This is a genomic window from Nocardia jiangxiensis NBRC 101359, assembly GCF_000308615.1.
GTDB classification, from domain to species: Bacteria; Actinomycetota; Actinomycetes; order Mycobacteriales; family Mycobacteriaceae; genus Nocardia; species Nocardia jiangxiensis.
In genome coordinates, this window is record NZ_BAGB01000066.1 from 20,112 (window position 1) to 40,156 (window position 20,045).

The following is a 20,045-nucleotide window of genomic DNA, read 5'->3' on the forward strand; positions in this document are numbered from 1 at the left end:
GCGGCAACACCTATCCCTTCGACGCGGTGAGGTCGTAGACGCTCGTGCCGTCGACCGTCGTCGCCGTGTAGTGCTGCTCGATCCAGGCGGTGATCTTCGCCGACTCGGAGTCGCTGTCCCCGTGTGGGCCGCGATCGTCTCCGGCGATGAAGTAGTGGATACGGCCCTGAGCGACGTACTGCTGGAATTGGGCCAGGGTCGGGGCGGGGTCGCCGCCACTGAATCCGCCGATGGACATGACCGAGACGTCCGCAGCGAGCTGGTAACTGTTGGCGCCGTGCGAACTGACCGCCGCACCCGCCCAGGTGTACCGGCCCGCATCGGATTTCAGCATGGCGACGATCTGCGCCGACGGACCCGAATTCCAGCCCGGCCCGCCGTGACCGGCCTTCGCGGAGTCACCGGGCTGCGCGTTACCCCTCGGCCCACCAGGCCCCCTGTGCCCACCGCCAGGCCCCCATCCCGATCCGGGCACCTGCGGCCCCGCACTCGCCATACCCCCGTCACCCTGCGATTTCCCCAGTGAATCCACGGTATACGCGACCGGCCCGGCCAACCCGGCCAGCACCGCCACGATCAACGCGGCCACCGCAAACCTGCCACTCGACCACACGGCCAGCGCCACGGCCGCCACCAACCCGAGGACCAACACCGCCCACCGCAGCCACGGCACAAAATCCGGTGTGCGCGACAAGGTCAGCCAGGCCGTGGCCACCGTGAGCAGCACACTCACCGCGAGTACCGAACGCGCCCAGCTGTTTTCGCGTGCCCGCCAGATCAGCACACCGCCACCGCCGACGAGCGCGGCCACGGCCGGGGCCATCGTCATCGTGTAGTACTGGTGGAACGTCCCGTTCATGAAGCTGAACACCAGCCCCGACACGACCAGCCACGCACCCCACATCAACAGTGCACTGCGCACCTGATCGGTGCGGGAAGCTCTGCCGCGCAACACCATCCCGGCCACCAGCAGCGCCAGCGCCGCCGGGACCAGCCAGGTGATCTGACCGGCAAGTTCCGGTCCGAACAGTCGCGCGATCCCCGGCTCCCCGGCGCGCGGACCGAATCCCGAGGTGTCCAGCCGCTGGATCCCGTTGTAGCCGACGGTCAGATCCAGAATCGAATTGTTCTCCGAGCCACCGAAATACGGCCGCGAATCCGCGGGCCAGAGCTGCGCGATCAGTACCCACCATCCGGCGGCGACCAGCAGCGCCACCCCGGCGGCGCACAGCTGCCCGATCCGCTTGCCCAGCCGCGGCGGCCCGGCCACCAGATAGGCCACCGCCAGCCCCGGAACCACCAGCATGACCTGCAATTGCTTTGCCAGGAAACCCAATCCGACGAACGCGCCGCACAGTACGAGCCACCGCCAGCGGCCATCGCCCAGCGCCCGCGTCATCGCCCAGGCCGCGGCGATGATCAGGAAGGTCAGCATCGCATCGGGGTTGTTGAACCGGAACATCACCACGACCACCGGCGTCAGCGCCAGCACGAGCCCCGCAAGAAGCCCCGCGGCGGGCCCGAACACGCGACGCACCGTCGCCCACAGCAACGCCACCGAGCCGACCCCGAGCACCACCTCCGGCAGTAGCATGCTCGCACTGCTGAATCCGAAGATCCGCCCGGACAATTCCATCGGCCACAGCGACAACGGCGTCTTGTCGACCGTGACGATATTCCCGGGATCCAGCGAGCCGAAGAAGAATGCCTTCCACGACAACGTCCCCGATTGCACCGCGGCGGCATAGAACTCGTTCGCCCAGCCCCCTGCGGTGAGATTCCAGCAGTAGGCCGCGGCCGTTCCGATCAGCAGCACGGCCAGGATCACGCGTTCGCGTGGAATTCCGCGCCCGGACGAGGTGGGCACGGGCGTCGGCCGCGCGGCGGCCCCGGGTTCCGCGGTGGCAGTCTCGGTCATGATCAGCAATCCTGATCGATCGCTCTGCCAGGGATCTCGAGCGACACTGGGAGAACCCTGGGAGCCCTCCCGCCGTCGGATCACCCCGGAGAACGATGGACACCCACCGGACAAAAAATTTCCGAGGTTCCTTTTCCGGCGGGCGCCCGAAAAAGACTCTATTCACCCGATTTTCCGACACCAGAGTTGTTTCTTTGAAGAAATCGGATCATCCGGGAATCAGGGCATCGCGACCCGGCCGAGCGCGAACACCGACGCATTGGCCCGTAACGAACGCGCCGGTCCAGCACCATGTCGGGCCCCCTCCGATTCCTGCGGATCTTCCGAATCCGGCTGCCACGCCGGAGTATTCCGCGCGGCCAGCGAACGCGAAATCTGCGCGCCCGTGGTGCGCAACAACGGCACCATCGCCCGCGCGGCATCGGTATTGGGCACGATCGCCGACAACGCCGCCACCACCTCCCGCCCGGTCGAGCGCAACGGCACGGCGATCGCGGCGTTCGCGGGATCGATCAGCCCCGGACAGAACGCCGCACCGGTCCGGCGGATCTCGCTCAGCAACGCGCGCAATGCGTTCGGCTCGGTGACCGTGCGCGCCGAGAGCGCGGGCAGCGGGCCCGCCAGCACGGTCTCCTGCACCGCCGGGGGCCCGTAGGCCAGCAGCACCAACCCGGCCGCGCAAGCGTGCAGCGGCAGCCGCGATCCGGGCCCGCGCAGGACGGTCTGCACGGCATTGGGTGCGGACAACGTCTCGATGAACATCGCCTCCGAGCCCTGCCGCACGCTCAGATGTACGTTCTGCCCGATCCGGGCGCTGAGTTCGGTCATGAACGGCACGGAGGTCCGCACCAGATCCCGGGTGGGTGCGGCCCGGGAGACCAGCTCCCACATCCGCAATCCGATCCACACCCGCCGGTCGGCGTCGCGCTGCAACCAGCCGCGCTCGACCAGTTCGGACACCATCCGCGAAACCGTCGGTAACGAAAGGCCCGTCCGTTTCGACAACTCTGAGACGGTGATGACCGGACTGTCGTCCTCGAACGCCTCGAGCAGGCGGGCCAATCGAGAAAAGACGGACTCACCGTTGGAATATCTGGCCATCTACGACTTACCTTCCGGTATTTCCGGGACACGCAGCATCGGTCCGCGGCGTTGCGGACGCGACGGGTCTCGACTTTGTCGCATCGGCCTGGCTGTCCCCTGCTCGAATGCTTAGAGCTTTCTGTGCGTCGGCCTTCGTTGTAACCAAGGAAAGCTATAGTCCCACGGTTTTCATACAAAGAAACCTCCGCCGTGATCGAAAACACGATACGGCGGAGGTTTCGGTTTTTTTGTCCGAATTATCCGATGCTGAAGGGCTTGCCCCAGACCGTCACATATCCGATCGACGACGGCGTGTACACCTTCGCCTGAGCGAATGAACGGGCCTGGGCGTACCCGCCGCAACCGTCCACGGCGAAGGTCTCGTCGTGCCAGGTCAGACTCTGGTGCGGACCGGTCACCTGCTGAAAGGGGTTGTGCGTATCGGTGCCGAAGTCGTCCGGAGCCTCGACGTCGAGCAGATTGAGCACCTTGGCCTGCCCCGCCGCGAGAGTCAGGGTGGTCGAGGCCCCGCCAGTGCCCGAAACGGTCGCCGGATTCGTACTCAGGTCCGCGGTGCCGCTGGCGTCCACCCCGGGCACGATGCCGCCGCTCAGATCAACCTGGCAGCCGACGATGTAGCCGACGATCAGCCTGGTCGCGGTCTTGGGGTCCTTTGCCGCCCCGCCGGTCAGATTGACCTCGGCATGGCCACTGGTCCACGCGTTGCGGCTCAGCGGAGTCGCGTTCAGCGAGGGATTGATATTCGCCGATTCCCCCGTGATGTCGACGTTCACGACGGTCCCGTCACCCATGGTCTGGGTGATGTGCCCGCCCGGCAGCGGTACGAAGGTGTCGGCGTCGGCCGCACCCACGGAGAAGTAGCCGAATGCGGCGGTGGCGGCCAGCCCGATACCGGCCAACCGGGCCAATAGGCCCATGCGAACAGTATTCATGTGAGTATTCCTCGATTCAGATTCGCCGGAGCGAAATGCTGTGCGTAACAGGCGAACTCAGCCGAGGCTGAAGGGCTGGCCGTAAAGGGTGGTCTTGGCGTAGTCGGGCCCGACGATCTCCACCGTCACCACCTGGCGCGCCTGGGCATAGCCCCCGCACCCCTGGACCTCGACCTGCTGATCCTGCAGATCGAAGTGATACTGACCCGATTGGGTCATATCCCTCTCGTCGAAATTCACCCACTTCACCTGTCCGGGCGCGAGCGGCACCGACAGCGACCCGGACAGGGTCGGTGACGTGCTGATCGATCCCGACAGCGCCGCCGAGAAGCTCCCCAGCGACACCTGACAGCCCACGAGGTACCCGACGGCCATCGTCGAGGCGCCGTGCGTCGAGGAATTGTTCGTCCCGGCATCGTTGTTCGGCCCGTTCCAGGGGCCGACCGTGCCGGGCGGTGTGGTCACATTCGCGGTGATGTGCGAGGTCAGCCAGGCGACCCGGCCCGCCCCGTTCGCCGCCAGCGACGGCGAGATGTTCACACTGTTTCCGACACTGTCGATGGAAACACCCGGGTCCACGATGTGTCCGTCCGGCAACGGCACGAACGTGTCTGCGTTCGCGGCTCCCGTCGATAGGAAGCCGATCGCGGCGCTGACCGCCGCGGCTATGCCGGCGGCCCGGAAAATCCGGGCCCCGGCACGACGATATTCCCTCATCTGTTGTCCCTCACTACCTTCATCGGTATGCCCGCCGGAGCGCGGCAATCGTGTGGCACGTGGACGGTTACGCCTTCGAATTCGCAATCCGCCGAACACGCACCGAGCCGAACGGTAGCTCAAATCACTATTTACATCGGTCGAACTTTCTTTCATTGCAGAAAGCATGATAGAAATTCGTACACAGCTATTTCCATCAATGAAATTCTTCCTTCAAGGAAAACGCGGTGGCGAGGCCGATGAATTCGAGGCGAAGCTGGTAGCGGCCCGTACGGAGGGCAGGACAAGCACTCGCCGAGTACGCACCCGGTACTGCAGCCGGAACCTCGCGACCTGCCGCCGTGAGACCACCGGGCCTGCGCGCGTGCCCGCCGAAGTGTATGTCCCCTCATCATATTTCGGCGGGCACGCATCCTCCTCCCCCTTCTCTCTTCCCAGGTGAAAGCAGGCTGCCGTGCGACGCGTCCTCCCCATCCCCATCGCGACCGGGCTCGGGCTGCTACTCGGCGCCGGTATTCTCGGCTCCGGAATCGCCCATGCCACAACGACTTCCGCGCCCTGTCTGTGGGACGGATCACCACACCCCCAAGGATCGGCGATCACCTCCGGCGGCTGGAACTTCCGCTGCACCGACGACCAGGGCACCCCGACCTGGCGGTCGGCCGGGCGCACCGCCGCGCGCAGCACGGTGCCCGTGCCGGGCGCGGACACCAATCCGACCGGACTGTTCAGCGTCGGCGCGCGCCAGCCCGGCACTTCCTACGACGACTACTGCGTCGGCGATCAGCTCATTCCCGGCACCGACGACGTGTACGAGGCGTACTCCGGCGGCGACGGCCACCTCTACTGGCGCGCGGTCGCGCCGATCTCGCAGTGGTCCTTCGATCCCGGTGCGGCCCACCCGGCTCCGACGACGCGGACCGCAAGTCTGTGCCACGACGGCGATCTGACGTGACCAGTCGGCAGGAAATTCGCTTTTACCGCCCGCTGCGAGCAAACTTCATCGAATGGACCAGGAGAACGGGCCGAAACCCGAGTTGTTCAGTCACAGCACCGTCGCGGTGCCCACCCCCGCGAACGCCACCGCCGAGGCGAAGGCGCAGCGCCCCATCTTCAGCAGCGCACCCGCCGCACCGCCCACCACCCCGGCCGACCACGACCGCTGAGGCACACTCCGACGCAAAGTTCCGCCCGGTCCAGGCCGGGCACCGATTACGGTTGTCGGCGAGACCATCACCTCACCTCAGGAGAGCTGACAGCCGTGAACGCACTCGCCGACAAGGCCACGAAATTCCTCGCCCTGCACAAGCCCGGTGAACCCGCGATCCTGCCGACCGTCTGGGACGCCTGGTCGGCGAACCTGGTGCAGCAGGCCGGATTCGCGGCGCTGACCGTGGGCAGCCACCCGCTGGCCGATTCGCTGGGCAAGCAGGACAAGGAGGGGATGACCTTCCCCGAGTCCCTCGCCCGAGTCCGCGAGATCACCGCCGCCGTAGACATCCCCGTCTCGCTGGACATCGAGTCCGGATACGGCCGCAAGCCCGCCGAACTCATCGAGGGCCTGATCGAGACCGGCGTCGTCGGCCTCAACATCGAGGACACCGTGCACAGCGAGGGTGGCCGCCTGCGTGAGCCGCAGGAGCACGCCGATTTCGTCGCCGCACTGCGTCAGGCCGCCGACGCTTCCGGCGTGCACGTGGTGATCAACGCCCGCACCGACCTGTTCCTGCGCCAGGACGGCGACGAGTCCGACCGCACCGATCGCGCGATCGCCCGCCTGCGCCTGGCCGCCGAAGCCGGCGCCGACGTCCTCTACCCGGTAGGCCGCCACACCCCGGAAACCCTGCGCCGCTTGACCTCCGAACTCCCCCTCCCCGTCAACGCCATCTCCACCCCCGACCAGAACGACCGCGCATACTTCGCCGAGGCAGGCGTAGCCCGAGTCAGCTTCGGCCCGTTCCTGCAAGCCGCCCTCGCCACCGAAACGAACCGCCTCCTGCAACGCTGGAGCTGAGTAACACCCTGCCCGGCCGCAACGGACGCGGCCGGGCTCACGGTGCACCCGGCAGTCGGCGGCGGCCGGACTGGACTTCGCTGATCAGGTCCTCGTAGCCGATGGTGAGTTCGGCCAGGCGCTCCCAGGCGTCGCCGACGTACCAGTCGGTCGAATTCGCCAGTGCCGCAAGGGCTGCCGCGGTCAATTGAGCAAAGCGGTCGACCACTGCGCCGAGGGTTTCGGTGTGTACACGGGCCGCCACGTGCGCGGGCGGCAGCGATGCGGTGACCCAGCGGTCGATCTCCGCAACCCTGCGGGCGCGTTCACGACCCATCTCCGCGGTCACGGCGCAGCCCGCGCCCAGGCGTCTTTCGTGCAGTTCGGTCAGCGCGTGCGCGGCCCGCAGAATCGGGTGACGGTCGAACTCGACGCCCCGACAGGCGTACAGCACTTCATATTTCGTGGGCAACGGCTCACACAGCATCGTCGCGCATTCTCCGGATGGTTCTAGGCCGAGGTAGATCTGCTCGGGTCACCATCTCGCACGCGGAGCACTCACCCGGCGCATCGTCCGGATTCAACCGGCGGAGTTCGATCAGCCGCCCTCGGCAGTACCAGATCATGGCGCAGGTTTCCGGCGTGCAGTCCGCATGCCGAGGCATGTGCTGTTCGTGATGCATCCGCGCGACCGACAGCGGATTCGGCGGATAGTCGTGGAAAACCGGATTGCCTCGCAACGTTTTTCCTCCTTCATTTTTCGAGCGCATTGTTGGACAGGTGTGCGTTACATCGACAGAACTCGACCCGCCCGCCCTGACCAGCACGCATCCGATCTCAATCCACAATGGACACAACGAGATTGGACACCTTCCATTTCTCTGGACAAGCCACCCCCTTCGGAACTAACGATGTACGAACAGATTCCGTTCTACGCCAACTGATAGCGAAGCAGAACATCACGACCTACTATGTCGCCTGAGACGACACAGATATCCAGTGCAACCCTCACCGCGAATTCCATTCCAGCACGGAGTATTCCAAGAGGAATGGCCCCGATGGATCACCCTCCGTAGTTCGGGTTTCCAATCAGCGCATTCCAGAACGCGTCTTCCAGAAAGCTGCTGTACGGCGGTGATGCATTGGGACGCAGAGCATTCCAGAAAGCTGCTGTACGGCGGTGATGCATTGGGACGCAGAGCATTCCAGAACTGCGACTCCGGAATGGAATGCACCGGCAAGGGCAGCACGAACGACACAAGATAGCGAGGCAATGCCATGACAGGATCAACGCTCGCGCGACGGTCGCTGGGCCGCCGACTCCGGAAGCTCCGGGAAGCGGTCAAGCTGAGCCAATCCGCTGCCAGCAAGGCAGTCGAACTCTCGCCGCAGTCCATCGGCAGACTCGAAGACGGGCAGGCGACACGAGTGTCGAGCTTGCACATCAACGTACTGTGCAACCTGTACGGAGCCTCGGACGAAGATCGCCAAGTCCTATTGGGATTGGCGCAGGAGGCGCGTGAGTCGAGCAAGTCCGGCGGGAAGTGGTGGCGAGCATACGCCGACGAGATTCCGGCCGACTTCGACCACTACGTTGCGCTCGAGGAAGCCGCCAAGACACTGACCACCTTCCAGATCACCTTGTTGCCAGGGCTTCTCCAGACCGCCGACTACCGTCGTAACGGCATCCGGACGGTTCATCCACAGATGTCCACAGCGGAGGTTGAACGACGTGTCGAACTCTCGGCAAGGAGGCAGGAGCGTTTGCAGGACAATGCATTCGAGTTGAATGCATACCTGTCTTCGGCGGTACTTCAACACCGTGTCGGCGGCCCGGCGGTCATGGCCAGACAACTGCAACATCTGTTGAATATTCAGTCGTTGCCCAACAAGGCAATTCGCATCATCCCGCAGTCCGTGGGTAGTTACATCGGCTTGCACACCGGCACGTTCGTGTTGCTCGAGTTCCCGGACGTCCCCTCCACACGCATACAAGAGCCACCTGTGGTGTACGCAGAGGGATACACCGGCTGTCTCTATCTGGAGCGTGACACCGAGATCGAGCAGTTTCGCCGAGCTCTCGCCGACATTCGGCGCGTAGCATTGGATGTCGGCGAATCCACAGGCCTGATAGCCCGGTTGGCGAGGGAGTGCGAACAGTGACTCATGCTCTGTCCGAAGCACATTGGTTCAAGAGCAGCCGAAGCAGAGATGCCAACGCATGCGTGGAGATCGCCCACCTGGCCGATGGCTCGGTCGGCATCCGCGACTCCAAGAACCCCAGTGGGCCTGCGATCGTCTTCGCACCCGAAGAGTGGGACGTATTCAATGCGAGCGTTCAAAACGGCGGCTTCGACAACGCCTGACCGGACGCCATCTCGCGCCTGACCAGACGTGAGCGACGGGAGGATCGAGTACCGTCTCGATCCCCCACAACTCGCCACGGAGGGGGTATCCGAATGCCAGGAATCCGGCAGTCGAGATCGACACGCTCTACCGACTGGCCGTATCCACCGACCCACAGGGCCTCAGCCTGCTACTGACCGGATCGATGTTCTCCACAGTCGGCTACTTCAACTCGGACAGATCGAGGCCGAGCATGGCCAGCAGGTCCACACATTCGGCGGCGTCCTGCGCGTAGACGGCGACGGTCTTCGCAGCCAATGCGCTTCGCTCCAGGTGTGCCGCCCTTTCAGCGGCACGGATGTCCGCGAATGCGGTCGCCGGGTCGTCGATATGGCTGCTTTGGGCCGAGGTCATGAAGGCTCCTTGCGGATTGCCTCGACCGAAATGCCGGATGCCCGCGATCGAGGACCGATACTCGACCACCACCGCTGCTCCTGTGCGTCGGCCGAAAGTCGGGTTCGGTTGCAGCCGACGTTACCCGCTCTACCGCCACACCACGGGCCGATGCTCTAGTTCGGTTCGTCGAGCCGATTTCGAACCACCCCGTCGATAGCAAAAAACCATCACCGAGACCGAAAGCCTGAATCACCTGCAACCGTCGATGATCAACGACCCATCCGTACCGGGGCATTCCGTGCAGGAAGCACCGAACTCACCGAGCTGGGCTTGGGAAAGACAGCCGCCGCCAAGAAATGGAGCCAACTGATGAGCGCAAACCTCTCCTTCTTCAAATCGGAGACCTCGCAGCGACTCCGTGCCGAAGGTCGAGCCGAGGGCCGGGTCGAAGGACGGGCCGAAGGCGAGGTCAAGATGGCGGCAGAGAAGGTGCTGCGACTGCTGCAGGCTCGCGAGATCAGCGTCTCGGCAGACGCGGAACAACGAATCCGATCCTGCCGAGATCTCGCCATCCTCGACGAGTGGTTCGACCGCGCCATCACCGCAACCACGATCTCGGAAATCTTCGCCTGAAAACGACCCGGGCAGACAACTGCTCGACAACGACACAGGCGCTCGCCTTCAACCCGAGGTTGGAGGCGAGCGGCCCAGTTCCTACACCTCGACGACGCGACCCTCACCGGCGGAATCGAGTTCGTATCGGCCGAGTTGACCGAGCCGACTCATGATTCGTTCGATATCGAGCGGCAGCCGCGCATCGGCGGTGAGATCGGTCAGTGCGATGGCTGCCAGGAACACGGGAACGACGTCGCGGTCGTAGAGCACGTCTACGACGTTGGCGAATCGTTGCGCGGACTCTCGACCGACGTCGCGAAGGGTGGGTACACCACCGATCACCCACATCGGGAAGTCATGGGTCAGCGCGAGGTAATCGACTGGCGCGGTGGCATTCTCACACAGATCGGCGAAGTCGATCCACAGCTGCGCGGCCGTTGCACGGCGGACACGGATCGGATGTGCGGCCGGTGCGAGCGTCCGGAATTCGTCGGGGCTCGGCGGATGCAGGCCGAGGCGCTCGAGCTGTTCGGGTGCGCCGGGGCTGACCCACCATCCGGCGGCGAATCCGGTCTCGTGGTCGGCGGTGGTGCGGTAGTCGACGGGACCGTCGACGGCGATGATCGTCAGGGACTGCTCGATCAATTCGATGGTGGGCAGGAAGTCGTCGTGGAACAGCGGGTTGGGGAGCAGGGAGTGCGGCGGGTAGTTCGAGGTCACGATCACTCGAATGTCGCGGTCGAGGATCTCGGCCAGCAGGCGGGAGATGAATTTGCCGTCCGCGACATCGTGGACGTGGAACTCGTCGAAACACAGGACATCTCGTTCGCCGAGGAGATCGTCCAACGCCGCCGACAGGTCGCTGCCGTGCCGTCGGATGGCCCGATGCAGGTCGCGGAAGAATTCGTGGAAATGGATCCGCAGCTTCCGCTCGGTCGGCAACGCGGCGAAGTACGTCGCCATCAACCAACTCTTGCCTCGCCCTACCGGACCCCACAGGTACAGATTCCGATCGGAGGCGAACGCGGTGGCGGCCCGACGTTGCGCATCATCGAGGGCGAACCCGAGTTCTGCTGCCGCCCTGTCGAATACGACGGTATGCACACGCCGGGATCGACGTGAGCGCACAGTTCGGCGGGTCCAACACATGCCAAAACTCTAGCATCGTAGAGTATTGAGATGATCGAGAGATGCCTCACCGCACCTCACGTCGTGATCTCATCTGCGAGGCCGCGCTGGATCTCGCGGCCGAGGGCGGCAATCACGCGCTCACACACCAGGGGATCGACGCGCGCCTCGGCCTGGCCAAGGGGTCGACCTCGTACTACTACCGCACCCGGCACGCCCTGGTCTCGGCTGTCATCGAGCATCTGACGCTCCGGTCCCGCGAGTATTTCCGCGATGCCGTCCCGGCGCACCCACCGGCGACGGCGTCGGAAGCAGCTGCCGCGATCAGCGATCAGCTGGAAACCCTTCTGACAGAACGACATAGAGATGTAGTGGCCCGATACGCGCTGATGACGGACGCCGCAGCCGACGACGAGCTACGAAACGGCCTGGCATCGTGCCTGTTCTCCCTACCATCGGCGATCGAACTGATGAATTCCCTAGGCGCACAATCACCTTCGTCCGCCGCACGCGACCTTGTCGCGCTACTCGAGGGCCTGGTGTTCACTCACTCCGCCGGCGCACGACCGCTCGACGCAATGACCGCAGGCGAATCCGAGTCCCTGCGGGCGACCGTCCACTTGTGGGTCGCGGCACTCACCGGGAAGTAACGATCCAACCGCTCCTGCACGGCAGACTCACACCGCCGAATCACCCAATGCTTCCGCAGCGGACGCGGAACGCATGAACACCTCGTCCCGCTCGGTGAAGAACGGCGGCAGCTCGCGCCGCAACTCCTCCGCCCACCGAGTAGCCGGATCGGCGGCGACCTCGGCCTGAATATGCTCGTACGATTCGCGATCGTCGTACTCCCACACCGCGACCACGCGACCGTCGTCGGTCTCCCACCGCCCCACCAGCCGGGCCCCGTGCCGCACCTCCACCGGCAGCAGATGTATCCGGAAGTAGTCGTGGAAGATCGCCAGATTCTCCCCCACCGCCTGATAGATCTGCATCCGATAGATCACAACTCCCCCTCCAATCAGTCTCGCCGCGGACAATCGGCCCCATACTCCCACACCGCAGCCGATCCCATTGCCGGACAACCTGATCGGTTTACTTCGTCACACCCGGCGAATGTATCTGTGCCCCAGCGACTCAGATACGAAAATCCATATTTCCCGTACTCGGAGCCTCCGGCTCGCGACGGTGCGGCCCACGGGGATCGCTGTCGACCGGCGGCGGATCGATACCCATGATGGCCGAATAGGCAGCGGGATCCGACGATTCTTCCTCGCGCACAAGCGAATCCCGATGTCCGCCATAGGATTCGTAACCCGTTGCGGGAGTATCGAATCCGACACTCGGTTCCTGCTCGAAAACCACCGAATCGAATTCCTGCACCACCGAATGCGAACCGGTACGTGCCGAATTCGATCCGATGACCGATGAATCGTCCCAGCCGCCCGACGACTCCGAGGCAGGTTCGAATTCGTAGGCGTCGGACCGCACCGGGAAATCCGATTCCACGGCATATGATTCCGGTTCATACGGTCGTGTATCCGCCAGCGGAAGAGGCGGCTCCGACTCGTACCCGAAATCATCTCGCCGCGTGGAAGATTCGAACTCCGACTCGAACGACTCAGGAGTAATACCGAAATCGGCTGCCCGAGCATTCGACTCGATCCGCTGATCGTACGCATCCGACCAAAATCCGGAATTACCCTGCCGCGCGAATTCATCCGGCTCGAACGACTCGGCCGAAACACCGGAATCTGCTTGCCGCCACCGCGATTCGGAGTCCGGCTCGTACATCCCGGACCGGAACCCGGAGTTCTCCTCCGCGACCACCGGCTGCGGACCGGTCTGCGGCTCGGGCCGCTGCTCGTGCGCACCGAGCCCGGGACGCGCGGGAGGCACCTGCACACTGAAGGATTCGGCGATGAACACCCCCTCGTCGATCTCGTCGGCGAAGGTCGTCACGGTCAATTGCAGCAGGTACTGACCGGTGGGAGTACTCGCGATGAGGTAGCGCGTGGACATCCACAGGCTCAGTCCCGCATAGGTATACGTGCCGGAGATCTCCGCGGAGGGGAACCCGTCGTAATCCTCGACATCACCACCGAGTTCCACCCAATCCGGCAGGCGGCGCGAATCGGTGTAGGCACAACGCATCACCGCACGCGGATCGACCGGCAGCGACAGACGCCAGGCCATCAAGACCGCGTTCTCGACCCATCCGGACTCCTGCGAGACGCTCCCCTCCTCGGCCGGTAACGCCCAGGCCCCGAAGGCATTCGGCAGCACCTCGCGAACGACCTCGTGCCAATCTCCCGGAATATCCAGCAGCACAACCGGAACTCCGGGATACTCGGGATGCACCACCACAGGTGTCGCGCCGACGGCAGCCAGAAATTCGCCGATCGTGGGCAATGTCTGCTCGAGCAGTGTCTGTTCGTCCGCGTCCTGCGCCTGCGGGACCTGGTCTTGTGAAGCCGCATTCATCGCGCCGAATCCCCTCCTTCTCGTGCGAACCTGACCGTACCGCACATATCCGGCGGGTCCATCCCCCGGCGGACGGATATCTCAGGAACGCGCCTTCTCCGCGGACAGCAGCGCGGTCACGACGCCGAAAACCGCACCGGCGAAACCGAAGAACGCGGTCGCGGAGGTCGGATGATGAATGTCATCGGACCAGAAACCCATCGCCGCGAGCACCACGAACAGCACGATCGCCAAGGTCGCGCGTCCGGAGAAGAACTGTGACGGCGGCGCGGTCGCGAACGTCGCGGCGACCGCACGCGCCTGGTCGTCGGCATCGGATTCGGACGGCGGCGCGATCTGCAGCGCGGTGGTGATCGCCGATTCCAGCCGCGGATCCTGAACCCCGAGCATTCCCATGCGCTGCGCCGCCGTCGCGGCCGCATCGCCCTTCCCGGAATCCAGCAGCGCACGCCGGATCTCGGCACGGACCACGTCCGTCGGAACCTGCTGCACCGGATGGTTGAAGAACAACCCCATACCCCGTCGCCTCCCTCAACGACTTGTCCTCGCGCACAGCGTAACTGGTCCCCTGGATGCGCGCGCGGCGGGCGCGGGAAACCCGATCGCACCCCGCGACGACGAATGCTATGGTTTCGCACCAGCCGGAACGACCGGATACACACTCGGGGGATTCTCATGTTCAACTGGTATGTCGGCCTGCTCGCGATCAGCGGCATCGTCATGCTCGCGCTGGCCGCGCTGAAGCAGGGCCAGAGCACCGTGTCACGCTCGATCAACGGCATCTTCGGCGCGGTCTACCTCGGCTACGCGATCTATCTCGCCTTCTTCTTCGACGGCGGGTCGTACCTCATCTTCTTCCAGGCGTTCCTGCTGCCGGTGCTGATGGTGGTGAACTTCTTCCGCAACCGCACCCCGCGCACGAAGCTGACCGATACGCAGAAGGCGTGGCGCGAGTTCCAGCGCACCGATCAGGCGCGCTAGCGTTGCGCGGGTGAAGATCGAGCAGGTTTCCGACTCCGTCCACGTCGTCGCCGGGACGAATGTCAACTGGGCGCTGGTCAGTGATGGTTCGGGCGTCACCGTCATCGACGCCGGATACGCCGGCGACACCGACGACGTGCTGAAATCGGTGCAGCAGATCGGTCATCAGCTCACCGATATCGCCGCGGTCCTGCTCACCCACGCCCATCTCGATCACATCGGGGCCATCCCGACCCTGGTCGAACGTCTCGGGGTGCCGGTGTACACCGGCGCGGAGGAAGTCCGGCACGCGAAACGCGAATACCTGCAGCAGATTTCACCCGCACAGATGGCAGCGCAGTTGCTCAGCGGCCGGGGCCGCCGCTGGGTCGCCCAGACCGTCCGAGCGGTCTACGGCCACATCAACACCTCGATCCCGTCGGCCACCGCCGCCGACGAGACCACCCTCGCGGCCCTGCCGGGCGGCATCGTCGCGGTGCCCACCCCCGGCCACACCGATGGCCACACCGCCTATCTGCTGCCCTCGGAGGGTGTGCTGTTCTCCGGCGACACTCTGGTCACCGGCCATCCCCTCTCCCAGCGCACCGGCCTGCAACTCCTGCCGACCTTCTTCAACCACGACGAATCCGGCACCCGGGCCAGCGCCGCCGCCCTCGCCGCACAACCGGCCCACATCCTGGTCCCCGGGCACGGCGCCGCCTCCGAGTACGACCCGGCCGACCTCACCCGCCTGTTCGGGGCGACGGCCGAATAATCGAATCCCCCGCGATCAGCCGAGCTGAATCGACCGCTTCGCCAGGCCGAGCCAGAAGCCCTCGATCGGGGTCTGCCGGTTCTCGAGGTCCGCTTCACCCGCGCCGAGGGTGACGAACAGCGGGGCGAAGTGCTCGATCCGGGGATGGGCGAGACGAGCGGCGGGTGCGGTGTGCCGGAAGTCCAGCAGGGCGTCGATATCCCCGGCGGCCAAGGTTTCCCGGCCCCAGGCGTCGAATTCGCGCGACCACGCGGGGGCCTCGTCGTCGGCGGCGCCGGGAGTCATCTCGCGCAGGTTGTGCGTGAAGAATCCGCTGCCGATGATCAGCACGCCCTCGTCCCGCAGCGGGGCCAGCCGTCGCCCCAGGTCGAACAGGCCGACCGGATCCAGTGTCGGCATGGACAGCTGCAGCACCGGGATATCGGCCTCGGGGAACATCTCCACCAACGGCACGTACGCTCCGTGATCCAAGCCTCGGTCGGGCGCCTCGTGCACCGAATCCCCCAGTAGCGCACGCACTTTAGCGGCCAGCTCGGGCGCTCCGGGCGCGGGGTACAACACCGAGTAGTAGTGCTCCGGAAAGCCCCAGAAGTCGTAGACCAGCGGGACTGTCGTGGTCGAACCGAGCGTCACCGGCGCGTCCTCCCAGTGCGCTGACACCACGAGAATGGCTGTGGGCCTGGGCAATTCGGCGGACCAGGCGGCCAGTTGACCGGGCCACAGCGGATCGTCGGCCAGCGGTGGAGCGCCGTGGCTCAGATATAACGCGGGCATGCGCCCGGCGGTCTCGGCGGTGGACATGGTGAACCTTTCAGCCGATCAATCGAATGGTATGCCCGGTGTGCTGGGCCTTGGCGCGCAGATAGCGCAGGTTGTGCGTGGTCGCGTGCACGCCCGTCGGCACCGTGACGCGCACGTCCAACCCCAGCGCGCGCAACTGTCGCGGCTTGTCCGGGTTGTTGGTGAGCAACTCGATCGTCCCGATACCCATCGCCTCCAGCATCTGCGCGGCGGCGGTGTAGTCGCGAGCGTCCTCGGGTAGGCCCAGGGCGGTATTGGCCTGGTAGGTGTCCAGTCCCTGGTCCTGCAGCGCATAGGCGTCGAGCTTGTTGTACAGCCCGATGTCGCGGCCCTCCTGCCGCAGGTAGAGCAGATATCCACCGGCCTCGGCGATCAGTTCCACGGCCTCGCGCAGTTGCGGTCCGCAATCGCAGCGGGCCGAGCCGAACACATCGCCGGTCAGACATTCCGAATGCAGTCGCACCAGCGGCGTCGGTCCGGGATCGCCCAGGGCCAGCGCCAGATGTTCGCGGCCGTCGGCGAGCCCGTCGAAGGTGACCGCCTCGGCGGTGACCGTGTACCCGTCGCCGAATGCGAGCGGGATGCGCACCCGGGTCCGCACCGTGGCCGCGGCGTTCCCGCCTGCGAGGATGGATGTCATAGCTGCTCCGGGGTCCGGTAACTGTTCCGTTCAAATTTGAACAGAGGGGATCCCGAGATTATTCCAATTCGAATGACGGGCGGTAACCTGGGACGATGAATGGTCCGCGCTGGCTCGACGAGCAGGAGCAGAGCGCCTGGCTGGCCTTCCTCACCACTGCGGCGCTGCTCAACCGCCGCCTCGATCAGCAACTCGAACGCGATTCCGGGCTCTCACATCTGCAATACGAAATCCTGGTGCGCCTGTCCGCCGCCCCCGACCACGAACTGCGGATGAGCGAACTCGCCGGTGCGCTGCTGGACTCCAAGAGCAAACTCACCTATCAGATCGACCGGCTCGAACAGGCCGGACTCGTCCGCCGACGCTCCTGCCCGAGCGATATGCGCGCGGTCTACGCCGTACTCACCGAGGCCGGGCAACGCACCCTGGAACGGGCCGCACCCGGACATGTCGCCGCAGTCCGTGAGATGTTTCTCGATCCGCTGACCCCGGAGCAGCTCACCGCCATCGCCGAGGGACTCGGCGAGGTCGGCAGCAGACTCCGCGGCGAGCGCTGAACGCCGGGCACGGTTACGATTCGACCGCTATGCAACCTCCACCCGACGCCCGTATCTGGATCGACAAGCAGACCCCCGAGCCGTTCCACGCGCTCGGCGCGGTGGCCGTCGCCGTGCAGCACGCCGCGGAGGCCGCGGGCCTGGATCGGGACGTGATGGAACTGGTGAACGTCCGCGTCTCACAGATCAACGGCTGCCCGTTCTGCCTGAACCTGCACTCCCGCGCCGCGATCGCCGCCGGAGTAACCCAGCAGCAACTCGACGTGCTGCCCGCATGGCGGCGCAGCGACCTGTTCACCCCACTGCAACGAGCTGCCCTCGTCCTGGCCGAGACGACCACGACTCTTCCGGATGAGGAAAACCTGACGCGTGAGTATGCTCTTGCGCGACAACATATGTCGGACGACCAAGTGTCCGTCGTCATCTGGGCCGCAACGACCATCGGTGCCTTCAATCGCGTCTCGATCATGAGTAGGCATCCGGTGCGAGTGCGGAAGGAGAACTGAGTGAGCGAGCAGACGACACCGTCATCGGTTGTCCGCAACGATGCGCAGTTGCGCTACGAGATCTGGTACCAGGACAGGCTGGCCGGATTCGCCGAATACCGCGAGCGGGAGAACGACACGGTCTTCATCCACACCGAGGTCGACACCGAATACGCAGGTAAGGGACTCGGTGGCATCCTGGCCAAGGCCGCGATCGAGGATGTCGTGGAGCGCGGGCGGACCATCGTGCCACGTTGCCCGTTCATCAAGAGCTGGCTGGACAAGCACCCCGAATATGATGATCACGTGGTAGGAAAAGGCATCCAGCGGTGAGTGACCTCGAGGCACGGCCCGAGGCAGCGATCTGTGAGGCCACCCCCGGCCCCGGACCGCGAACCGACAGCTATCCGTCGCGGGAGGTACCGCTGGGCGGCGTGCGCGGAGTGACCGTGCATCGCGTGCTGCCCCAGCGGGATCTGCCGACCGTCGGCGCCTGGTGCTTCCTCGACCATTTCGGCTCCACCGCGCCGAGCCCGGACCTGCCGCCGGATATCGATCCGCATCCGCATATCGGACTGCAGACCGTGACCTGGCCATTCGAGGGCCGGATCCGGCATCGGGACAGTATCGGCTCCGATGTCGAGATCGAGCCCGGCCAACTGAATCTGATGACGTCCGGACACGGCATCGCCCACTCGGAGTACACGGTGCCGGGTGCGCCGGCCGGGCACGGCATCCAGTTCTGGATCGCGCTGCCCGAGAGCGATCGCGACATCGCGCCGCATTTCGATCAGCATCGCGAACTGCCCGTCGTCGACCTGCCGGGGTTGCGGGCGACCGTGCTGATCGGCTCGCTCGCCGGAGCGAGTTCCCCGGCGACGGTCTACACCCCGATCGTCGGCGCGGATCTGCGCATCGACCCCGGCAGCGAGGTGATCCTGCCGCTGGCAACCGAATTCGAGCACGCACTGTTGGTGATCGACGGCGATCTGACCGCCGCGGGCGTCCCCGCGCCCGCCGGACCGCTGCTGTATCTGGGTAGTGACCGTGCGGAACTGTCGCTCACCAGTAGCACCGGTGCGCATGCGATCCTGATCGGCGGTGAGCCGTTCGGCGAGGATCTGGTGATGTGGTGGAATTTCGTGGCCCGCAGTCACGATGAGATCCAGCACGCCCGGAATGACTGGGAGAAACGCGATCTCGCCCGTTTCGCGGATATCGCGGGACATCCTCCCGAGCAACGTATTCCGGCGCCGCCGCTGCCCAACCTCCGGCTGAAGCCGCGCAAGCGCCGGGCCGGTTGAGTCTCCGGCTTCTCAAGGGGCGCCGAATATCGTTGTGCCGATATCCGATTCGGCTGCCATGGACTGAACCCCGATGACGCGCAGAAGGTCCCGTTTCTCCTGTGCGTCGGTGCCGGGGCGCGGGTAGTAGACCAGCAGTTTCTGTGCGACGTTCGGGGTGACCAGCGTCTCGCACACCATGTCCATCAACCCGACCCGGGGATGGATTATCCGCTTGGAGTCCGAGAGCCGCACCGCCACTTCATGTTCGGTCCACATTCTCTCGAATTCCGGACTCACCGAACGCAATCGGGTGATCAGCTCGACGACGTCCGCGTCACCGGCTCGACGCGCGGCCGTGGCCCGCAGATCGGCGACATGCTTGCGGATCAGGCGATCTCGATCCTCCTCGGGGAATCTGCGCCCGGCATCCGGATCGGTGCACCAGCGCCACAGCACATACCGCGACAGACCCGTGAATCCGGTCTGATCGCCCACCAGCAGGACGTGCATCCGGTTCTGCGCCAGCACCTCACCGAGATCCGAACACACCGCGGCGGGGGTGTCCTCGAGTTTGGACAGCAGATACAGCAGGCCCGGACCGACGTGCCGATCACCGCCGTCGCGATGCGGCGCGGTATGCCCGCACAGGTGGAACAGGTAGTCGCGCTCGTCGTCGGTGAATCGCAGCGCGCGGGCCAACGCACCGAGCACCTGCACCGACGGACGCGGACCGCGAGCTTGTTCCAACCGGGTGTAGTAATCGGTGGACATACCGGCAAGCAGAGCGACCTCGTCGCGGCGCAGACCCGGCGTGCGTCGCCGGAGACCGGGCAGCAAACCCACCTCGGCGGGCTGCAACTGCTCGCGACGGCGTCGCAGGAAATCGGCCAGTTCGTCGCGGTCCATGC

26 protein-coding genes are annotated in these 20,045 nt (G+C 65.2%); 13 read left to right on the forward strand and 13 right to left on the reverse strand.

What is annotated here, in order from left to right; all coding sequences use genetic code 11:
* Positions 1-10: 10 nt before the first annotated feature.
* The 4 genes from ON40_RS29105 to ON40_RS29120 all read right to left on the reverse strand — a co-directional run bounded on the left by ON40_RS29105 (position 11) and on the right by ON40_RS29120 (position 4,671).
* A complete protein-coding gene (locus ON40_RS29105; RefSeq protein ID WP_083896020.1) occupies positions 11-1,918 on the reverse strand; it encodes a glycosyltransferase family 39 protein in 1,908 nt (635 codons plus the stop codon).
* 219 nt (positions 1,919-2,137) lie between these two features.
* The gene (locus ON40_RS29110) at positions 2,138-3,019 is read right to left on the reverse strand and encodes an IclR family transcriptional regulator (RefSeq protein ID WP_063713110.1); all 882 of its coding nucleotides are present in this window, start codon (positions 3,017-3,019) and stop codon (positions 2,138-2,140) included.
* 239 nt (positions 3,020-3,258) lie between these two features.
* Positions 3,259-3,954: an MspA family porin gene (locus ON40_RS29115; protein WP_040828082.1), complete on the reverse strand. Its 696-nt coding sequence runs from the start codon at positions 3,952-3,954 to the stop codon at positions 3,259-3,261.
* 57 nt (positions 3,955-4,011) lie between these two features.
* Positions 4,012-4,671, reverse strand: a complete 660-nt coding sequence (locus tag ON40_RS29120) for an MspA family porin (protein ID WP_040828083.1) — start codon at positions 4,669-4,671, stop codon at positions 4,012-4,014.
* 454 nt (positions 4,672-5,125) lie between these two features.
* Between ON40_RS29120 and ON40_RS29125 the strand changes: the two genes are divergently transcribed.
* From ON40_RS29125 to ON40_RS29130, 3 genes are all read left to right on the forward strand, one after another.
* The gene (locus ON40_RS29125) at positions 5,126-5,626 is read left to right on the forward strand and encodes a hypothetical protein (protein WP_040828084.1); all 501 of its coding nucleotides are present in this window, start codon (positions 5,126-5,128) and stop codon (positions 5,624-5,626) included.
* A gap of 52 nt (positions 5,627-5,678) precedes the next feature.
* Positions 5,679-5,837 (forward strand): hypothetical protein, encoded by a 159-nt coding sequence (locus tag ON40_RS52160; protein WP_157186456.1) that lies wholly within the window; start codon positions 5,679-5,681, stop codon positions 5,835-5,837.
* A gap of 95 nt (positions 5,838-5,932) precedes the next feature.
* A complete protein-coding gene (locus ON40_RS29130) occupies positions 5,933-6,685 on the forward strand; it encodes an isocitrate lyase/PEP mutase family protein (protein ID WP_372460091.1) in 753 nt (250 codons plus the stop codon).
* 37 nt (positions 6,686-6,722) lie between these two features.
* On the opposite strand, the gene ON40_RS29135 is transcribed toward ON40_RS29130, so the two are convergent.
* Positions 6,723-7,151, reverse strand: a complete 429-nt coding sequence (locus ON40_RS29135) for a DUF4254 domain-containing protein (protein ID WP_040828086.1) — start codon at positions 7,149-7,151, stop codon at positions 6,723-6,725.
* A 791-nt stretch (positions 7,152-7,942) separates the two neighbouring features.
* On the opposite strand from ON40_RS29135, the gene ON40_RS29140 reads away from it, so the two are divergent.
* Both ON40_RS29140 and ON40_RS29145 read left to right on the forward strand, forming a co-directional pair.
* Positions 7,943-8,827, forward strand: coding sequence for a helix-turn-helix domain-containing protein (locus ON40_RS29140; RefSeq protein ID WP_040828087.1), 885 nt, complete (start codon positions 7,943-7,945; stop codon positions 8,825-8,827).
* The gene (locus ON40_RS29145; protein WP_040828088.1) at positions 8,824-9,030 is read left to right on the forward strand and encodes a DUF397 domain-containing protein; all 207 of its coding nucleotides are present in this window, start codon (positions 8,824-8,826) and stop codon (positions 9,028-9,030) included. Before ON40_RS29140 ends, ON40_RS29145 begins: the two co-directional genes overlap by 4 nt.
* Before the next feature lie 202 nt (positions 9,031-9,232).
* Here ON40_RS29145 and ON40_RS29150 read toward each other — a convergent pair whose 3' ends face one another.
* Positions 9,233-9,424: a hypothetical protein gene (locus ON40_RS29150; protein WP_040828104.1), complete on the reverse strand. Its 192-nt coding sequence runs from the start codon at positions 9,422-9,424 to the stop codon at positions 9,233-9,235.
* A 351-nt stretch (positions 9,425-9,775) separates the two neighbouring features.
* On the opposite strand from ON40_RS29150, the gene ON40_RS29155 reads away from it, so the two are divergent.
* Entirely contained in the window at positions 9,776-10,039 is a 264-nt protein-coding gene (locus ON40_RS29155; RefSeq protein WP_040828105.1) for an RpnC/YadD family protein, read from the forward strand.
* Positions 10,040-10,120: 81 nt separating this feature from the next.
* Here the strand turns inward: ON40_RS29155 and zapE are convergent, their stop codons facing one another.
* Complete coding sequence (gene zapE, locus ON40_RS29160; protein ID WP_051193707.1) at positions 10,121-11,170, reverse strand: cell division protein ZapE; 1,050 nt, start codon at positions 11,168-11,170, stop codon at positions 10,121-10,123.
* A 41-nt stretch (positions 11,171-11,211) separates the two neighbouring features.
* On the opposite strand from zapE, the gene ON40_RS29165 reads away from it, so the two are divergent.
* Positions 11,212-11,799 carry a TetR/AcrR family transcriptional regulator gene (locus ON40_RS29165; RefSeq protein ID WP_040828090.1) on the forward strand — a complete coding sequence of 196 codons (588 nt, stop codon included), beginning with the start codon at positions 11,212-11,214 and terminating at the stop codon, positions 11,797-11,799.
* Between the two features lie 27 nt (positions 11,800-11,826).
* Here the strand turns inward: ON40_RS29165 and ON40_RS29170 are convergent, their stop codons facing one another.
* The 3 genes from ON40_RS29170 to ON40_RS29180 all read right to left on the reverse strand — a co-directional run bounded on the left by ON40_RS29170 (position 11,827) and on the right by ON40_RS29180 (position 14,149).
* Positions 11,827-12,156 (reverse strand): NIPSNAP family protein, encoded by a 330-nt coding sequence (locus ON40_RS29170; RefSeq protein WP_040828091.1) that lies wholly within the window; start codon positions 12,154-12,156, stop codon positions 11,827-11,829.
* 130 nt (positions 12,157-12,286) lie between these two features.
* Positions 12,287-13,633, reverse strand: coding sequence for an LpqN/LpqT family lipoprotein (locus tag ON40_RS48425; protein ID WP_051193708.1), 1,347 nt, complete (start codon positions 13,631-13,633; stop codon positions 12,287-12,289).
* An 81-nt stretch (positions 13,634-13,714) separates the two neighbouring features.
* The gene (locus ON40_RS29180; RefSeq protein ID WP_040828092.1) at positions 13,715-14,149 is read right to left on the reverse strand and encodes a hypothetical protein; all 435 of its coding nucleotides are present in this window, start codon (positions 14,147-14,149) and stop codon (positions 13,715-13,717) included.
* Between the two features lie 159 nt (positions 14,150-14,308).
* On the opposite strand from ON40_RS29180, the gene ON40_RS29185 reads away from it, so the two are divergent.
* Both ON40_RS29185 and ON40_RS29190 read left to right on the forward strand, forming a co-directional pair.
* The gene (locus ON40_RS29185) at positions 14,309-14,614 is read left to right on the forward strand and encodes a hypothetical protein (RefSeq protein ID WP_040828093.1); all 306 of its coding nucleotides are present in this window, start codon (positions 14,309-14,311) and stop codon (positions 14,612-14,614) included.
* A 10-nt stretch (positions 14,615-14,624) separates the two neighbouring features.
* Positions 14,625-15,368 carry an MBL fold metallo-hydrolase gene (locus ON40_RS29190; RefSeq protein WP_051193709.1) on the forward strand — a complete coding sequence of 248 codons (744 nt, stop codon included), beginning with the start codon at positions 14,625-14,627 and terminating at the stop codon, positions 15,366-15,368.
* A gap of 15 nt (positions 15,369-15,383) precedes the next feature.
* On the opposite strand, the gene ON40_RS29195 is transcribed toward ON40_RS29190, so the two are convergent.
* Together ON40_RS29195 and ON40_RS29200 are read right to left on the reverse strand one after the other, a co-directional pair.
* Positions 15,384-16,169, reverse strand: a complete 786-nt coding sequence (locus tag ON40_RS29195; protein WP_051193710.1) for a dioxygenase family protein — start codon at positions 16,167-16,169, stop codon at positions 15,384-15,386.
* 10 nt (positions 16,170-16,179) lie between these two features.
* The gene (locus ON40_RS29200; RefSeq protein WP_040828094.1) at positions 16,180-16,809 is read right to left on the reverse strand and encodes a GTP cyclohydrolase II; all 630 of its coding nucleotides are present in this window, start codon (positions 16,807-16,809) and stop codon (positions 16,180-16,182) included.
* Between the two features lie 95 nt (positions 16,810-16,904).
* On the opposite strand from ON40_RS29200, the gene ON40_RS29205 reads away from it, so the two are divergent.
* The 4 genes from ON40_RS29205 to ON40_RS29220 are packed head-to-tail and all read left to right on the forward strand — an operon-like array spanning position 16,905 to position 19,155.
* Positions 16,905-17,366: a MarR family winged helix-turn-helix transcriptional regulator gene (locus tag ON40_RS29205; RefSeq protein ID WP_040828095.1), complete on the forward strand. Its 462-nt coding sequence runs from the start codon at positions 16,905-16,907 to the stop codon at positions 17,364-17,366.
* A 29-nt stretch (positions 17,367-17,395) separates the two neighbouring features.
* The gene (locus tag ON40_RS53325) at positions 17,396-17,872 is read left to right on the forward strand and encodes a carboxymuconolactone decarboxylase family protein (RefSeq protein ID WP_040828096.1); all 477 of its coding nucleotides are present in this window, start codon (positions 17,396-17,398) and stop codon (positions 17,870-17,872) included.
* Positions 17,873-18,184: a GNAT family N-acetyltransferase gene (locus ON40_RS53330; protein ID WP_040828097.1), complete on the forward strand. Its 312-nt coding sequence runs from the start codon at positions 17,873-17,875 to the stop codon at positions 18,182-18,184.
* Positions 18,181-19,155: a pirin family protein gene (locus tag ON40_RS29220; RefSeq protein WP_040828098.1), complete on the forward strand. Its 975-nt coding sequence runs from the start codon at positions 18,181-18,183 to the stop codon at positions 19,153-19,155. Before ON40_RS53330 ends, ON40_RS29220 begins: the two co-directional genes overlap by 4 nt.
* 12 nt (positions 19,156-19,167) lie before the next feature.
* On the opposite strand, the gene ON40_RS29225 is transcribed toward ON40_RS29220, so the two are convergent.
* Positions 19,168-20,043, reverse strand: coding sequence for a helix-turn-helix transcriptional regulator (locus tag ON40_RS29225; RefSeq protein ID WP_040828109.1), 876 nt, complete (start codon positions 20,041-20,043; stop codon positions 19,168-19,170).
* Positions 20,044-20,045 lie beyond the last annotated feature (2 nt).

Bases quoted from the DNA above. Each gene is read 5' to 3' on its own strand.
- ON40_RS29205 (WP_040828095.1), top strand. From the start codon at position 16,905: ATGAATGGTCCGCGCTGGCTCGACGAGCAGGAGCAGAGCGCCTGGCTG.
- ON40_RS48425 (WP_051193708.1), bottom strand. From the start codon at position 13,633: ATGAATGCGGCTTCACAAGACCAGGTCCCGCAGGCGCAGGACGCGGAC.
- zapE (WP_051193707.1), bottom strand. From the start codon at position 11,170: ATGTGTTGGACCCGCCGAACTGTGCGCTCACGTCGATCCCGGCGTGTG.
- ON40_RS29115 (WP_040828082.1), bottom strand. From the start codon at position 3,954: ATGAATACTGTTCGCATGGGCCTATTGGCCCGGTTGGCCGGTATCGGG.
- ON40_RS29180 (WP_040828092.1), bottom strand. From the start codon at position 14,149: ATGGGGTTGTTCTTCAACCATCCGGTGCAGCAGGTTCCGACGGACGTG.
- ON40_RS29150 (WP_040828104.1), bottom strand. From the start codon at position 9,424: ATGACCTCGGCCCAAAGCAGCCATATCGACGACCCGGCGACCGCATTC.
- ON40_RS29135 (WP_040828086.1), bottom strand. From the start codon at position 7,151: ATGCTGTGTGAGCCGTTGCCCACGAAATATGAAGTGCTGTACGCCTGT.
- ON40_RS29105 (WP_083896020.1), bottom strand. From the start codon at position 1,918: ATGACCGAGACTGCCACCGCGGAACCCGGGGCCGCCGCGCGGCCGACG.
- ON40_RS29155 (WP_040828105.1), top strand. From the start codon at position 9,776: ATGAGCGCAAACCTCTCCTTCTTCAAATCGGAGACCTCGCAGCGACTC.
- ON40_RS29195 (WP_051193710.1), bottom strand. From the start codon at position 16,169: ATGTCCACCGCCGAGACCGCCGGGCGCATGCCCGCGTTATATCTGAGC.
- ON40_RS29200 (WP_040828094.1), bottom strand. From the start codon at position 16,809: ATGACATCCATCCTCGCAGGCGGGAACGCCGCGGCCACGGTGCGGACC.
- ON40_RS29225 (WP_040828109.1), bottom strand. From the start codon at position 20,043: ATGGACCGCGACGAACTGGCCGATTTCCTGCGACGCCGTCGCGAGCAG.
- ON40_RS29110 (WP_063713110.1), bottom strand. From the start codon at position 3,019: ATGGCCAGATATTCCAACGGTGAGTCCGTCTTTTCTCGATTGGCCCGC.
- ON40_RS53325 (WP_040828096.1), top strand. From the start codon at position 17,396: ATGCAACCTCCACCCGACGCCCGTATCTGGATCGACAAGCAGACCCCC.
- ON40_RS29185 (WP_040828093.1), top strand. From the start codon at position 14,309: ATGTTCAACTGGTATGTCGGCCTGCTCGCGATCAGCGGCATCGTCATG.
- ON40_RS29140 (WP_040828087.1), top strand. From the start codon at position 7,943: ATGACAGGATCAACGCTCGCGCGACGGTCGCTGGGCCGCCGACTCCGG.
- ON40_RS29120 (WP_040828083.1), bottom strand. From the start codon at position 4,671: ATGAGGGAATATCGTCGTGCCGGGGCCCGGATTTTCCGGGCCGCCGGC.
- ON40_RS29165 (WP_040828090.1), top strand. From the start codon at position 11,212: ATGCCTCACCGCACCTCACGTCGTGATCTCATCTGCGAGGCCGCGCTG.
- ON40_RS52160 (WP_157186456.1), top strand. From the start codon at position 5,679: ATGGACCAGGAGAACGGGCCGAAACCCGAGTTGTTCAGTCACAGCACC.